This is a genomic window from Nocardia sp. NPDC049707, assembly GCF_040674855.1.
In the GTDB taxonomy this organism is placed as follows: Bacteria; Actinomycetota; Actinomycetes; order Mycobacteriales; family Mycobacteriaceae; genus Nocardia.
This window is the reverse complement of record NZ_JBFANN010000002.1, coordinates 147,555-160,538: the sequence shown is the minus strand read 5'-3', so window position 1 is coordinate 160,538 and position 12,984 is coordinate 147,555. Positions and strand designations below refer to the sequence as shown.

Sequence of the window (12,984 nt, the reverse complement as noted above, 5' to 3'; positions counted from 1 at the left end):
TCGCCGAACTCGTGGGCGGTCAGGTGATGATGAGTGGGCGGGAGCGCATCGTGCGGTAGCCGGGGGTCGATGGCCGGCAGACTGTCCGCGGTGCGGCCTTCGCCGTCTTCTCGCGGTAGCGGCCGATCGGGTCCTGGGCGATCGGGCTGCCAGGCAGTAGTGGGGTCGATTCGGCGTCGACGTAGAGCGCGTCGGTGGGACAGTGGGCCTCGCACACGAAGCATGTCTGGCAGTCGGATTGTCTTGCGATGAACGGGATTCCGGATTCGGTGCGGTCGAATACGTTGGTGGGGTGGGCATCCGCGCCGCGGCACTGCTGCGCGCCGAGATCGTGCCGGAACGCGACGGGACATCAACTGGGCGAATCTCGGCGCGGCCTACGCGAACCTGCCCGAGTCGCTGCGCAAGTTCGTCGAGGGCCTCTGGGCCGTGCACCGGTTCGGCGGCAGCCGTCCGGCATGGAACGAGGAGAGCGTTACGCCACATTGCCGGAGAACCGAAGTGCGGCGTCACCCCTTCGTCCGGTCGCGGCTGCACGCGCGTCCACTCGATGCCGATCCGATAGATGAGAGGCCCGGCTCATCCGGGCAGTGAGGCAAATGCGGTTCTTGCCGGGCGGGGGAGCGGGGTTTCGTGGTGTTGTGGGGCTCAGGGTGGGAGTTGGGAAACAATCTGGGGCGCAGGGGAATTGCACGGTTCAGATCGACGTCCGAGGTGCTACGACACGGCGCATGGTGAACGAGACCGAGGTAACTGCAAGTTCAGAAATTACATCTAGGTAGGTAGATATGCGCATCTATACATGTGATTTTGCCGATCAAAACAATTCCACGAATCATCTACCGAACAAAAGGCACCACCCGGCAGCCACACCTCGCTCGAGAGCGACTGACCTTAGCCGTGACCAGTGTGCTCACGTGCACTGATGCGTACGTAGTCGGTCTCGAGCGCGAACGTGGTCAGCGCGAAGTATCGGCACGTGGGGTCCAGGGGCGCGAAAAGTCGCGCTAAGCGAACCTGGCGGGGGCGGGTCGACCGATTCAGGTGATTATTGAGCGGTGTTGTGGCGCTGGTGGTTTCATGAGCGGCTGTGCGGGATGAGAGTGTGGCGGCGGGGTATGGCCAGTTCGGACTGCTGACGCGAGGTGACTTGGAGCGGTTCTTCCATCTCGACGACAACGACCACGAGCTGATCGCTCAGCGCCGTCGCGACAGCAATCGACTGGGTTTCGCGGTACAGCTGGTCACGGTCCGGTACCTGGGCATGTTCCTGGCCGATCCGCTGGAGGTGCCAGCCGATCTGGTCGACTACCTGGCCGAGCAGCTGGGCATCGACGACCCGTCGTGTGTAAAGGCATACACCGACCGCAAGCAGACCCGGTACGACCATCAGGCCGTGATCATCCGCAAGCACGGCCTGATCGAGTTCGCCGATATCGAGGGCGAGCTGGCGGCGTGGATCGCGGATCAGGCGTGGACGACAGGTGACGGGCCGAAGGTCCTTACCGCCGGGGCGGTGCGGTGGCTGAGGGAGAAGGGCGCGCTGCTACCCGGCATCACCACGCTGGAGCGGCTGGTCTCCGAGGGCAAGCAGTTGGCTGATCAGCGGCTGTGGACACATCTCGCGAGCCAACTGACGGCTGGTCAGCCCGGTGTGCTGCTCGGGTTGCTGGACACCCGGGAGGAAAACCGCCGCAAGTACGTCGAGCTGGAGCGATTGCGCAAGGGCGCGTTCGCGCTGTCGTCGACCGGGATGCGCAACGCGCTGGCGCGGGTGCGGGATCTGAACGCGGTGATCCCGGCGTCGGTGGATATCTCGCAGGTGCCTGCGCGGCGATTGATCGCGCTGGCACCTGACTATGCGCAGTTGATCGAGCTGGGGCTGTGGGGCTGGGGCCTGCCGATAGGTTCTGTGCGATGGGGGCCGTGCGACTTCAGCGGGCCGTGATGCGAACTTGCAGGGAGTCGCATCACAGCCTCGCCTGTATCGAACCACCGACCACAAGCGGGACATCGGGCTCGCCGTTGTGTGCCTCCTGCTGGCCTTCCTCGTCGCATTCTACTTGGCAATGTTCACCGGGATGTTCGCGATGGCGGGCGATTCCTGTGCGCCCAGCAGTCCCTGCATGGACGAAGTCGGCCGGGGCATCAACGTCTCGCTGCTGGGAATGGCCGCAGTCTGGTGGCCGGACTGGTCTGCGTGGTCGTTGCAGCGGCTGTTCATCTGGGCTCTGGCGACTCTGCTACTGGTGCCGGTCCCGTGTTTCGTCGGCAGCAACATCACCAACCACGCCATGCAACTCAGCCATGGCTGAATCGTCGCGCGGCTGTCCGTCGCCACCGGCACCCGGTGCCCAAGTAGGCTCGTCAGCGAAGCCTCGAGCGATCACACGGCCAACCTCAAGTGGACCGGCCATCGCCGGGGTTTCGTCATGAGAGCCCTCGGCCCCGGTAAGCGCCGCAACTAGCCATTATCGGCGGTCAGCAGCCAAGGTTGCAGCTGAGGCAGCGACCACGGGCATCGGTCTTCCGGCCGATCCGTCGACCACGTTGAGGAAGTCGTCACTCAGGCCGGCCCGTCGTCGTTGGCCCGGTGGTAGACGGTCTCGACGTCGTCGCGCGCCTCCCGGGCCTGCCGAGGCAGCGCGCCACAGCTGCTTCGTGTGGTCGCCGATACCGACCAGATACAGCAGGCGCTCAGGGCCGCCCAGGAGACGCCACCGCTCGGCTGACGGCCACACGCGACGGGGCCGATGCCGGAATAGTTGAGCCGCAGTAGCGTCCGCGTGGTGATCTGCCGCCATTCCGAGGCCGGCGGGACCGACATCCACTGTGCCAACGCCACCTGGTGACGGGCGGGCCGACGCCCCGCTGTGTGACCACGACACACGCCACGCCGCCGAGCCCGCACACCCAACGCCGCCGAATTCCCCAGTGGGACCTCCGGCCCGACGCCGCTGAGTACGAAGAGATTGGAGATCAGAGATGACGAACCGCAGTCGGGCCGCACTCGATCGGCTCCTGGCACAGGCGCGCGCCGGGCGAGACCAGTTCCGAGCGCAGATCCGCGCCGAGCAGGACCAGTACCGAGCACAGGTTCATGCCGAACGGGACCAGTACCGGGCGCAAGTCCGCGCCGAACGGGAGCAGATCCGCGCCGACCATCGGCGGCGTTGAGGAGTTCGCGTAGGGAATCGCCGAGTTCCGGGGGCGTGCAGGGATTCCCGATCGGCCGGGTCGTTTCCTACGCCCGCGCCATATGGTGCGAATCGGTTCCGAGGCGGGTTTACAGCGTCCCGAACCGGGGGACCTCACGGGGATTGCCGTGGGTGTCCAGCGGCTCCACGATTGGATTGTCGTCATCCCAAGTCACGGCACACTCGATGTCCGTGCCCCAGGCTCGCCAGCCGTGCATGCTGCCGTCGAAGAATCCGGACAGCTCGACTGCCTTGATCCGGCTGGGCAGGCCGTCGTCATTCGTCTCGACGATGTCCAGGACGGGGTAGTCACCCAGCAGAGCGAAGCCGGGCCGGACGACATGGGTGAGCCAGCGGCGCGTGACCACCGGTGGAGAGCGATATTTGAATCGTGCGGTATTCCCCGGGATCTGGCTGAGAGACCAGGGCAATGAGGACACTGTGCTGTCGGACCGCGTGGCTGTGTAGCCACCAAGGGTGGCTATGGCCGACGGGCCGGGCCGCCGTTGCGGGAGTGAGGTGCTGAGCGCCTGCTGGGACATGGTCGACCAAGGGCATCCAGACGGGCTCGCGCCGGGGTCAGATCGCATGGTCGGCGCAAATATTAAGTGGGAGTTCAGCTTTGATCGTTGATGGCATCGCCGGAAGACGTCGCGGTTTCCTCCGCGGCGCAGGCGAGGAACTCAGCCCAGCTCGTCTGGGCGTAGGCGGCCCAGCGGTGGGCTGTGGAGGGGTGGATTCCGAACAGATCGGCGACGACGATCGCGTCGAGTTCGGTGACGCTGGTCATTATCGCGGTGTTGCGCGCCGCGAGGGCTGGCAGACCGTGTTTCGCGAGTTTCACGGCCAGTCCGGCGACGCTGCGCGGCCGGCTGGGCAAACGTCCTGGGACAAGGTAAGGCGACCCGGCGGGGTTCGTGTTCGGCTTTGCGGCGGAGGCTGTTTGCTGGATCTGCTGCTCGATGAGAGTGGCCAGCGATGGCGGCAGAACGATGGGGTTCTTGTCGACGATCAGGTAGGCGTAGGTGTCGTCGCGGTAGAAGCGGTCGACGGTCAGTTCGACGATGCGGACCAGCGGCAGGGCGTAGAGCCGAACCAATGCCCCGGCGATTCGGAACACGAGCGGCAAAGTGTCGTCGGTCAGGCAACGTTCCAGTTGGTCGGTGGCGTCATCAGTGTGCTGAAATCGTTGCGGGAGTGAGTATTTGGGTCGTGTGACTTTGATGTCTCTGATCAGGTGACGTTGTTCGAGCCAGCTGAAGAACCCGGCGCATTGGTGCCGTTTTGTCGGGTTGGCATCGAGCCAAGTGTCCACGTGTTCCTGGGTGAGGTCGCTGAGGTGGGTGCCGATGCTGTCGAGCCAGGCGAGAAAGTCGATGGCGATGGTGACCCGGTGCCGGGCCGAGTCGGCCGCGCCGCGCCGGTAGCCGCGACGCTTTGCCCGGCGGCGTGCGCGGCGCAGGACGTGCCATTCAACGTAGGCGCGGATCACCTGCTGATGGTGGGGTGGCAGGGAGGAAACGGCGGTGACAGCCCAGAGTTGAAGCTGGGCGATGCCTTCCTGGCGCCTGGCAAGGACGCCGGCACCGATGAGAAGTTCACGGATGTGGTGAACGCTCTGGCTCTGCGGCAGCGTGTCCAGATGTCCGTGGGTGATTTCGATCTGCTGCCGCGCCCAGCTCACCCAGGATGCGGGCGATCTGATCGTTCTGGGTCCACCGGATGACGACGTTCGGGTATGCCGATAACAACGCTGCTGCCAGCGACCGCAGGTGGGGTGTCATCGTTCCGTCGGCGGCGCTGAGCAGTTCGTTGACGGCGTTGGTCGCCGCGCATCGCTCGCATTGACCAGCGCTGTGGAGTTTGCCTTCCTCACCGCAGGTTCGGCAGGCGAAGTCCAGGTCGACGCCCGCGCAACGGACGCAGATATCCCCGGCTTCCGACGTCGCGACGAGGACCCGGGCTTCGCCGCAATCCGCGCAGAATGCCGGGTGCAAGCGCCGCAAGTCGTAACAGCCACCGCAGACCGGGCCCAGTGGCCACCACGTCTTGATCGGCTTCGTTTCACCACAGATGCCGCATTCCAGCAGCCTTTTCGGCGCGCAGGAATGGCAGTGGAAAGCGCCATCTGCGCGGCGGGCCTTGACGCCGGGGAGATGACGGCCGCAGACCACACAGTCACCGACGCGACGTTTGCGAGCGCAATCCAGGCAGATGTCTGGCTGCCCATTGCCGTCCGCGCGAATGTTGATGATGCGCATCTCGCCGCAGATCCCGCACCGACGTGGCAGATCGGGGCGACAGGCTCGACAGACCGGGCCTTTGTCCGTCGCACCCCCCGCAGGAGCCAACCTGCCGCAATTCGAGCACTGTCGTAGCCGCCGGGGCTTGCATCCGTGGCAGAGAACGGTGCCATCGTCGAGTCGATGGCTCACTTGCCGCACTCGCCCGCAACGCCCGCATTCGGTCATTCGCTCGGGATCGGTGCGGTAGCACTCCCGGCAGATGGCACCTTCCTCGCGGCGTGTCACGATGTGGCCGTCACGGTGGCAGCGAACGCATCGCCGCAGTTCCTTGCTGGCGACGCACCAATCGCAGCATCGGCCCTCCGGTGCCTGCCTGGGCAGCGGAATGTCGCTGCGACCGCAGCGGGCGCAGCCGAGCAGCACCACGGCGTCGCCGAACCCGGCTCCGACAAGCAGTGGCAACAACCGGGACAGGGTTTTCGGGCAATGCGGTGACGGGGCAAAGAACGCATCCGGGTGCTCAGCCAGATGCTCGTCCAGGCGATAGAGGTTTGCCTTGTTCCATGCCTTGGCCTGAATCAGCAGCTCCTGCGCCTGTTCGGCTGTCATGGCGGGTCCGACCGCGGTTTGGACGAACACGATCAACCGCTGCCGGGCAGCCTCGAGCTCGCCCTTGCGGCGGTGCGTGGGTGAGCCGGTCACTGTTGCCCCGGCCTGCGGATGACGGTGCGGCGCACCGTAATCGGAGCCGAACCCCCCCGGCCCGTCAGCGGTCTTGCGGACCTGCTCGTTGACCACCTGCGGTTCGATCAGATCGTTCGGGGTGCATCCGAGGATGTCGCAGAGCGCGACCAAGATGTCCATGCTCAACCGCTGCCCCGATGGTGCTGGTCGTTGGCCATGATCGAGGACTGACCTACTCACGAGTCGGTCGACGTGAAGGACGAAGAGGTGGGCAGCGTGAGGAACGATCTGCGAAAGTATTATGAGCAGCAACAACATTCACGTGGTTGCCACGCTCGACCCTAGAGCAGCAGCACCGTTCCTGCCGAACAGTCGTCCTGCGGTAACCAACCCGCGCATATCAGCCTGACCACCCGTCGCGAACAACGACATGCCACCTCGGGCACCCTCCGTCGACCTATCAGAAGGCGGGCCCGGAACCACTCGGCTCCGGACCCGCCTTCACTTGCCCACTTGACAAAATGCCCTACATATCAATACTGCAACGCCACTCGCGTGAATCGGTGCTGGTAGACCTGTCGGGTGTTGTTGGATCGGCTGGTGGCCGAACTGGATTCGTTGATGGCGCGGATCGGGGACCGGTTCTGTCGGTCCGAACCGCGGGCCCGAGCCCGGGAGTATGTGTCGGGGCTGGTCGCTGGCCTGGAACGTAAGAACGGCTGGACGTTGGCCGAACGTGCGGGTGAGGTGTGCCCGAACGGGATGCAGCGGCTGTTGCGCAAGGCGGACTGGGACATCGGCGGGGTGCGTGATGAGGTGCGGGACTATGTGGTCGAGCACCTCGGTGACGCCGAGGGTGTGCTGATCGCCGACGACACCGGATTCTTGAAGAAGGGTGTGAAATCGGCTGGGGTGCAACGCCAGTACTCGGGCACTGCCGGACGGACCGAGAACTGCCAGATCGGGGTGTTTTTGGCCTACGCGTCGGCCCGCGGGCACGCTTTGATCGATCGGGAACTGTATCTACCCGAGTCATGGACCGCCGATCGGGAACGCTGCCGCGCCGCCGATATCCCTGACGAGGTCGAGTTCACCACCAAGCCGCGGCAGGTGATCGCCATGCTGGAACAGACCCTGGCCGCGCGGGTGCCGTTTGCCTGGTTCACCACCGACGAGGACCTACGGCCAGGCCGGATACTTGCGGGACTGGCTCGAGGACCATGACGTGACCTACGTGATGGCCACCCGGCGCGACGACCGGTTCGCCACCCGCGCCGAGCGCACCGACGCTCAACCTGGTGCAATCAGCCGTCTCCACCAGCGTCGCCAAGCTCGAGCACGAACTCGGCGTGCGTCTTTTCGACCGCACCCCGCGTACCCTCGAGCTCACCGAGGCTGGGCGGGCGATGGTCGCTCCCGCGCGCTCACTGCTGCGGGCGCGCCACGACATCGTCGATGCCATCGATGCCGCACGCAGTGAGATCCGCGGCGAGGTCGTCGTCGGCAACCTCATGAACATCCACAACTTCGACCTCGCGGGCATCATCGCCGAACTGCACCAGCGCTTTCCGTCGGTGACCCTGCGCATGCGCCAGAGCATCACCGGCATGGCGGGCAACCTGGCGGGCCTGCGCGACAACTCACTGGAACTGGCCCTGCTCGCGGGCCGATCCGACGAATTCCCGGGCATCACAACCCATCGCATCGTCGAAGAGACCCTCGTCCTGTGCACCGCACCCGACCATCTGCTGGCCGGGAAGCCCTTCCGCGCGGCCGACCTCGCGGGCGTCCGCTTCATCGACTACCCACCAGGCTGGGGCATCCGCGCCATCGCCGACGATTTGTTCCCCACCCGCTCCCCCGTGATCGAGGTCGCCGACCAGGCATTCGCATTGGAGCTGGCCGCCAAGAACTTCGGCGTCGCCCTCCTCCCGCTCTCGGTGGCCCGCCTCTCCCTTACGGTCCCCCACTCCGACTTCGCGCCCCGGCCACTGCCCTGGAAGCTGTGCGTCGGCCACGCCGCCGACCGCACGCCTTCCAACGCCGCCCGCACCGTCATCGAGGCGCTCACCGCGAACAGTCGGAAGGCTATGGCGCCCGGCCGATTTGGCGCAGGAAGGTAAGGTTGTCCTCGAGATGCCAGTCCTCGGTGATCCGGGTGTGGTCGCCGCCGAGATGTTGCAGGTCGATCGCATTGAATTCGACCGGCTCACCGGCACCCTGTACTCCGTTGTAGACACCGGTGAAGTGGCCGCGGAAGATCAACCGCGCGGTGAGGGTGTCTCCGGTGAGATACAGATCCGACAGCTCGCAGGTGAGGTCGGGGACGGCGGCACGGAAGACCTTCGACGCCGCCGCCGGTCCGGTGGGTCCTTGCGGACGGCCCGGCGGCAGGGTGTTGTCCCGGAACGACGGCGTGATCGCCCGGTCGAGGTAGTCGGTGTTTCCAGTGTTCCAGAACGTGTACAGCAGCTGCGCCACATGGACTTCCCGGGCGGCCTGATCGACATCGAGGCCGCCGTCGATGTGCACCGCCCCCGGTACGACCAGGTCGCCGGAACGGTCGACGGGGTCGGCCGGACGCGGCGGCTGCGTCGAGCAGGCGGCGAGAAGCAGTGCGGCGCAGACGAACAGGGTGGTCTTCACGCCAGTCTCCCGCCGCCGTCGACATGCAGGGTGGCACCGGTGAGGAACGGGTTGGTCAGCGCCAGCAGCGCCGCGGCCGAGATGTCGGCGGGCGTCCCGACCCGGCGAGCCGGATTGCGATCGGCGACCGACCGGAAGAACTCCTCCCTGCCGGGACCATCCCAGACACCCGAATCGACGATGCCCGGTGAGATCGCGTTGACGCGCACCGGCGCCAGCTCGACCGCCAGCGCCTCGGCCAGCGTGGCGGCAGCGGCGTTGGTCGTGGCCATCACCGCCCGACCCGGTGCGGGTCGCCAGGCCGCGACCCCGGAGAATAGCAGCATCGCACCGCCCGGACGGAATCGGGGAGCGAAGTGCTTGGCGAGCAGGATCGGGCCGATCACCTTGGCGTCGAAGGCGCGGCGCACGGCGTCGTGGTCCAGGTCGGTAATCGGTCCGTTGGCATGGTCGGCGGCCAGGGACACCAGGTAGTCCAGCTCGCCGACATGCTCGGCCAAGGCGCGCACCGTCGCCTCCTCGGCCAGGTCGACCTCGGGTCGTCCTACCAAAACCACCTGAGCGCCTTGGGCTGTCGCATCCTCCGCGATCCGGCGGCCGATGCCCGATCCGGCACCGATGATGACCATCGTCTTGTCTTGCAGTGTTGTCATGTCCGGTTCAGCATTCGACCGTCCCGAGATCATCCCGTCGTGGAATGAATGTTTCCGATGATTGCTATAGAATATCCGAAATGCCAACGCTGCGGGCCCTGGAATGCCTGATCGCCGTCCTGGACGCCGGCTCGATCACCGACGCCGCCGCGGCACTACACATGTCGCAACCGGCGCTGTCGCATCAACTCGCGGCACTCGAACGCGAGATCGGCGCCCCGGTCTTCGAACGACTCCCGCGCGGAGTGCGCGCCACCGCCATCGGCCGCGCCGTCGAAGCCGACGCCCGCGCGGCCCTGACCGCGGCGGCCCGCGTCGTCGACGGCGGCCGAGCCGTCGCCAGAGGCGAAAGCGGCCGACTGCGCCTCGCCTGCGCCGAAAGCCTGACCGCGAGCCTGCTGGCCCCCGTCCTCCGAAACTGGCTGCGCCGCAACCCCGCTGTCCACGTGACACTCACCGAAGCAACGAGCGCCGACGACCTCGTCCACCACCTCGAATCCGGCACCGCCGACCTGGCCCTCGGCCCCCGCCCCACCCGCTGGACCGGCCACTCCCAACTCATCGGCCCCGAGGAAATCGTGGCCGTCCTCCCCACCGACCACCCCTTGTCCCACCACGATCGCCTGACCTTCGAAGACCTACACGACCACCCCCTGATCCACTACCACCCCGACAACGGCCTAGCCACCTGGCTCGACACCCAAGCCGCCACCCACGGCGTCACCCTCACCCCCATCATGCGCACCCGCCAAGCAACCACCGCCGCCCAACTGGCCGCCTCCGGCCTAGGCATCGCCCTGGTCCCCACCACAGCCCTCACCCCCGCCCTCCCAGCCACCCTCAAACACCTCCACCCCACCCTCACCCGCGACCTCATCTGCCTCACAGCCACCCCCACCGACCCCCTCCTCCGTCGCTTCGTCTCGGACATCGTCAACCGCGGAGTCCCCGTAAACCCTTCAGTCAGAACAAGACTCACCTGACCTTGGCGCTAGCCGTCACGTCGCTCACTACGTCTGCTGACGGACGTATGAATCAGCAGGTGCGCCGCGTCACCGCGTACCGCCGGCCGCCGTCCGGTCCGTGTCGAATCCGCAGGTGAACGCACTGCCGGGGGAGTACCCTCTCCGGAAGACGGTTCGTCGAGCCCGCCGTGCGGCGTAGGGGCTCCGAGCCGGATCAGGGCCCCCATCGTGGGCCGGTTTCCTCTACGAGAAGATCTCGGTCGATTCTGCCGTCCTGCTGGTGGGTCGCGTCGGGTTTCTGCTCAGCCACCCGGGATAAGTGCGGTTATCCGGGGTAACTGCACCAGATCCCCAGGTCACATGGTTTTCGGGGCGGAAACCGCCCGGCCGGGGCCGCCCGCCGCATGTTCCCGCAGGCCGGAGCGTCACAGTGACGCAACGCCCCGGGCTGGCAGGCCGGTGCCGGGCACGGTCTGCTGGGCCTCTGGACCAGCGTGGTAACCGCCGTCCGCCCGTCGCGGGCGATCCGGCACCGGGCGCGGCGGGGAAGGCGCACAATGATCGCTCGTGGGGATGATCATGCGCCGACCTCGGGCACTGGCGCGCCGGACCCGGGCGGCGGTAGCCCGCACACCGCTGCTCATCGCGGTGATCCTGGCCGTACTCGGGGGCCTGGTCATCGCCACTGCCGCGGGCTTGATCGCGTGGGTGGTGCTGGGCACCAACCGTGAGCCCGCCGCCCCGCTCGACATCACCAAGCTCGCCCTCGTGGTGGCCGGCGGTGTGGGCGGTGCGGTCGCCCTGGTAGTGGCCTATCGCCGTCAACGGGATCTGGAGTCCGCGCGGTTCATCGAACGCTTCGGCGCGGCCGCCACCCAGCTCGGTTCCCCGCACACCGCGGTCCGGATCGCAGGCGTGTACGCCATGGCCGTGGTCGCCGACGAATCCGCCGGGGACCGCCGCCAGCAGTGCATCGACGTCCTGTGCGGGCTGATCGGCGGCAAGCGGGGTGCTACGCGGCTGGGGTTCGTTATCTTCAGCTCGTGACTGTGCGTTACCTGGGCATGTTCTTGACGGATCCGCTCGATGTCCCGGCCGAGGTGGTCACCTACCCGGCCGAACAGCTCGATATCGCCGATCCGACTTGCGTGAAGTCCTACACCGAGCGTAAGCAGACGCGCTACGACCACCAGGACGAGATCGTCCGCGCCGACGGGTTGACCGACTTCGCGCAGGTCGAGCGTGAGCTGGTGGCGTGGATCGCTGATCAGGCGTGGATGACCGGCGACGGCCCGAAAGCGCTGACCGCGGGCGCGGTGCGCTGGTTTCGAACGCTGCCGCACACCGTGCCACGGGTGAGAGCGGCAAAACCGGCGTCTACGCGCTCGGTGTCGTCACGTTCTCATTCCGGGCTCGTAGCAGGGCGGGCCGGTGTTCACCATCCTTCGGCCAGTGGTGCGAGCCCGGTTTGTGCGCCTCGGTCACCAGGTGCTTGACGCTGGCGGTGCAGGAGAACTCTTTGAGCTTGCGGCCCATGAACCCGGTGAAGTACAACCGCTTTGCCGTGTCGTCCTTATGAAGGAGTTGGAAGATCCCGGCACCGCGGCCGAAACTGAAGCACATGGCCTGGAATGCCAGGTCGATCGGCGCAGGCCGCTCATCCGCGATCCGGGCCAGCACCGTGTCGGCGGCATGGGCGCCCAGGCAGCCGGCGATGTAGGCACTCATCCGGAACGGCAGGTCCGACGGCGCCGCCGCGTCGCCCGCCGCGATGATGCGATCGCTGTCGATGCTGGTCAGTGTCTCGTCGGTGAGCAGCCGCCCGGCGGCGTCGGTGCGCAACCCGCTGCGTTCGGCCAGATCGGGCACACCGAAACCCGCAGCCCAAATGGTGACCTGACTCGCCAGGGTGCGGCCGTCACGGAGTTCGACGGTTCCCGATCTCACTGCGGTGACCGACGTATCCGGGCCTTCGATCACCTCGACGCCCAGTCCGGTGAGGTATTTGCGCGCTGTGCGCCGCGCGCTGGAGTGCAGATAAGGGCCGACGACACCGCCGCAGACCAGCCTGACACTGCGACCCTGTCCCGCGAGTTCCGCAGCGGTCTCGATACCCACCGGACCGCCTCCGACGACCGTCACCGTGGCCGTCACAGGCGTGTCGAAGAGCATCGACCGCAGCCGCTGCGCGGCCTCCAAAGTCGCGACCGGATAAGCGAATTCAGCCGCGCCCGGCACCTGTGGTGCGCCGCTGAGGCTGCCGACCGCGTAGATCAGATAGTCGTAGCCGATGCTGCCGCCCTCGGCGAGGGTCACGGTGCGCCCGGTCGCGTCGATGCGCGTCGCATCGTCGACCATCAGCTCTATGCCCTCGGCGAGTACCTCCTGGTAGTCGACGACCGCATCGTGGGTCCCGCCCACCAGCTGGTGCAGCCGCAGCCGTGGCACAAAGACCTGCCGCGGATTGATCACCGTCACCGTGACGTCGTCGCGCCGCCTCACACGATTGGCCGCCATCACTCCGGCGTATCCGCCGCCGACCACGACTACCTCGATGCTCTTGCTCATGGTGTCTCCTTCGATCCGGGTGGGT

At 66.6% G+C, this 12,984-nt stretch carries 14 protein-coding genes and 2 pseudogenes; 8 read left to right on the top strand and 8 right to left on the bottom strand.

Annotation, left to right across the window (positions count from 1 at the left end):
* Window positions 1–50 precede the first annotated feature (50 nt).
* Window positions 51–301 (bottom strand): annotated as a pseudogene (locus AB0J29_RS03245) (ferredoxin family protein); the annotation flags it as partial.
* 789 nt (window positions 302–1,090) lie between these two features.
* Here AB0J29_RS03245 and AB0J29_RS03240 point away from each other — a divergent pair.
* Both AB0J29_RS03240 and AB0J29_RS03235 read left to right on the top strand, forming a co-directional pair.
* Window positions 1,091–1,948: a DUF4158 domain-containing protein gene (locus AB0J29_RS03240; RefSeq protein WP_364778371.1), complete on the top strand. Its 858-nt coding sequence runs from the start codon at window positions 1,091–1,093 to the stop codon at window positions 1,946–1,948.
* 178 nt (window positions 1,949–2,126) lie between these two features.
* Window positions 2,127–2,315 carry a hypothetical protein gene (locus AB0J29_RS03235; RefSeq protein ID WP_364778368.1) on the top strand — a complete coding sequence of 63 codons (189 nt, stop codon included), beginning with the start codon at window positions 2,127–2,129 and terminating at the stop codon, window positions 2,313–2,315.
* Between the two features lie 251 nt (window positions 2,316–2,566).
* On the opposite strand, the gene AB0J29_RS03230 is transcribed toward AB0J29_RS03235, so the two are convergent.
* Window positions 2,567–2,827 carry a hypothetical protein gene (locus tag AB0J29_RS03230; RefSeq protein ID WP_364778365.1) on the bottom strand — a complete coding sequence of 87 codons (261 nt, stop codon included), beginning with the start codon at window positions 2,825–2,827 and terminating at the stop codon, window positions 2,567–2,569.
* A 158-nt stretch (window positions 2,828–2,985) separates the two neighbouring features.
* Here AB0J29_RS03230 and AB0J29_RS03225 point away from each other — a divergent pair, with 158 nt between their 5' ends.
* Window positions 2,986–3,177, top strand: coding sequence for a hypothetical protein (locus AB0J29_RS03225; protein WP_364778362.1), 192 nt, complete (start codon window positions 2,986–2,988; stop codon window positions 3,175–3,177).
* Window positions 3,178–3,286: 109 nt separating this feature from the next.
* Here AB0J29_RS03225 and AB0J29_RS03220 read toward each other — a convergent pair whose 3' ends face one another.
* From AB0J29_RS03220 to AB0J29_RS03210, 3 genes are all read right to left on the bottom strand, one after another.
* Window positions 3,287–3,628, bottom strand: a complete 342-nt coding sequence (locus tag AB0J29_RS03220; RefSeq protein ID WP_364778359.1) for a hypothetical protein — start codon at window positions 3,626–3,628, stop codon at window positions 3,287–3,289.
* Between the two features lie 185 nt (window positions 3,629–3,813).
* Window positions 3,814–4,881, bottom strand: coding sequence for a hypothetical protein (locus AB0J29_RS03215; protein WP_364778356.1), 1,068 nt, complete (start codon window positions 4,879–4,881; stop codon window positions 3,814–3,816).
* Window positions 4,796–6,445, bottom strand: a complete 1,650-nt coding sequence (locus AB0J29_RS03210) for a helix-turn-helix transcriptional regulator (protein ID WP_364778353.1) — start codon at window positions 6,443–6,445, stop codon at window positions 4,796–4,798. The genes AB0J29_RS03215 and AB0J29_RS03210 overlap by 86 nt, the downstream gene beginning before the upstream one ends.
* A gap of 264 nt (window positions 6,446–6,709) precedes the next feature.
* Here AB0J29_RS03210 and AB0J29_RS03205 point away from each other — a divergent pair.
* Window positions 6,710–7,385 (top strand): annotated as a pseudogene (locus AB0J29_RS03205) (IS701 family transposase); the annotation flags it as partial.
* A gap of 40 nt (window positions 7,386–7,425) precedes the next feature.
* The gene (locus AB0J29_RS03200; protein ID WP_364778350.1) at window positions 7,426–8,250 is read left to right on the top strand and encodes a LysR family transcriptional regulator; all 825 of its coding nucleotides are present in this window, start codon (window positions 7,426–7,428) and stop codon (window positions 8,248–8,250) included.
* Here AB0J29_RS03200 and AB0J29_RS03195 read toward each other — a convergent pair.
* Together AB0J29_RS03195 and AB0J29_RS03190 are read right to left on the bottom strand one after the other, a co-directional pair.
* Window positions 8,216–8,773, bottom strand: a complete 558-nt coding sequence (locus AB0J29_RS03195) for an ester cyclase (protein WP_364778347.1) — start codon at window positions 8,771–8,773, stop codon at window positions 8,216–8,218. The two genes, AB0J29_RS03200 and AB0J29_RS03195, sit on opposite strands and share 35 nt — an antisense overlap.
* Window positions 8,770–9,459, bottom strand: a complete 690-nt coding sequence (locus AB0J29_RS03190) for an SDR family oxidoreductase (RefSeq protein ID WP_364778344.1) — start codon at window positions 9,457–9,459, stop codon at window positions 8,770–8,772. Before AB0J29_RS03190 ends, AB0J29_RS03195 begins: the two co-directional genes overlap by 4 nt.
* 47 nt (window positions 9,460–9,506) lie before the next feature.
* Between AB0J29_RS03190 and AB0J29_RS03185 the strand changes: the two genes are divergently transcribed.
* From AB0J29_RS03185 to AB0J29_RS03175, 3 genes are all read left to right on the top strand, one after another.
* Window positions 9,507–10,409: a LysR family transcriptional regulator gene (locus AB0J29_RS03185; protein WP_364778341.1), complete on the top strand. Its 903-nt coding sequence runs from the start codon at window positions 9,507–9,509 to the stop codon at window positions 10,407–10,409.
* 561 nt (window positions 10,410–10,970) lie between these two features.
* The gene (locus AB0J29_RS03180) at window positions 10,971–11,438 is read left to right on the top strand and encodes a hypothetical protein (RefSeq protein WP_364778338.1); all 468 of its coding nucleotides are present in this window, start codon (window positions 10,971–10,973) and stop codon (window positions 11,436–11,438) included.
* 17 nt (window positions 11,439–11,455) lie between these two features.
* Window positions 11,456–11,887: a DUF4158 domain-containing protein gene (locus tag AB0J29_RS03175; protein WP_364778942.1), complete on the top strand. Its 432-nt coding sequence runs from the start codon at window positions 11,456–11,458 to the stop codon at window positions 11,885–11,887.
* On the opposite strand, the gene AB0J29_RS03170 is transcribed toward AB0J29_RS03175, so the two are convergent.
* On the bottom strand, window positions 11,769–12,959 hold the full coding sequence (locus AB0J29_RS03170; protein ID WP_364778335.1) for an FAD-dependent oxidoreductase: 1,191 nt from the start codon (window positions 12,957–12,959) through the stop codon (window positions 11,769–11,771). The two genes, AB0J29_RS03175 and AB0J29_RS03170, sit on opposite strands and share 119 nt — an antisense overlap.
* Window positions 12,960–12,984: the final 25 nt, after the last annotated feature.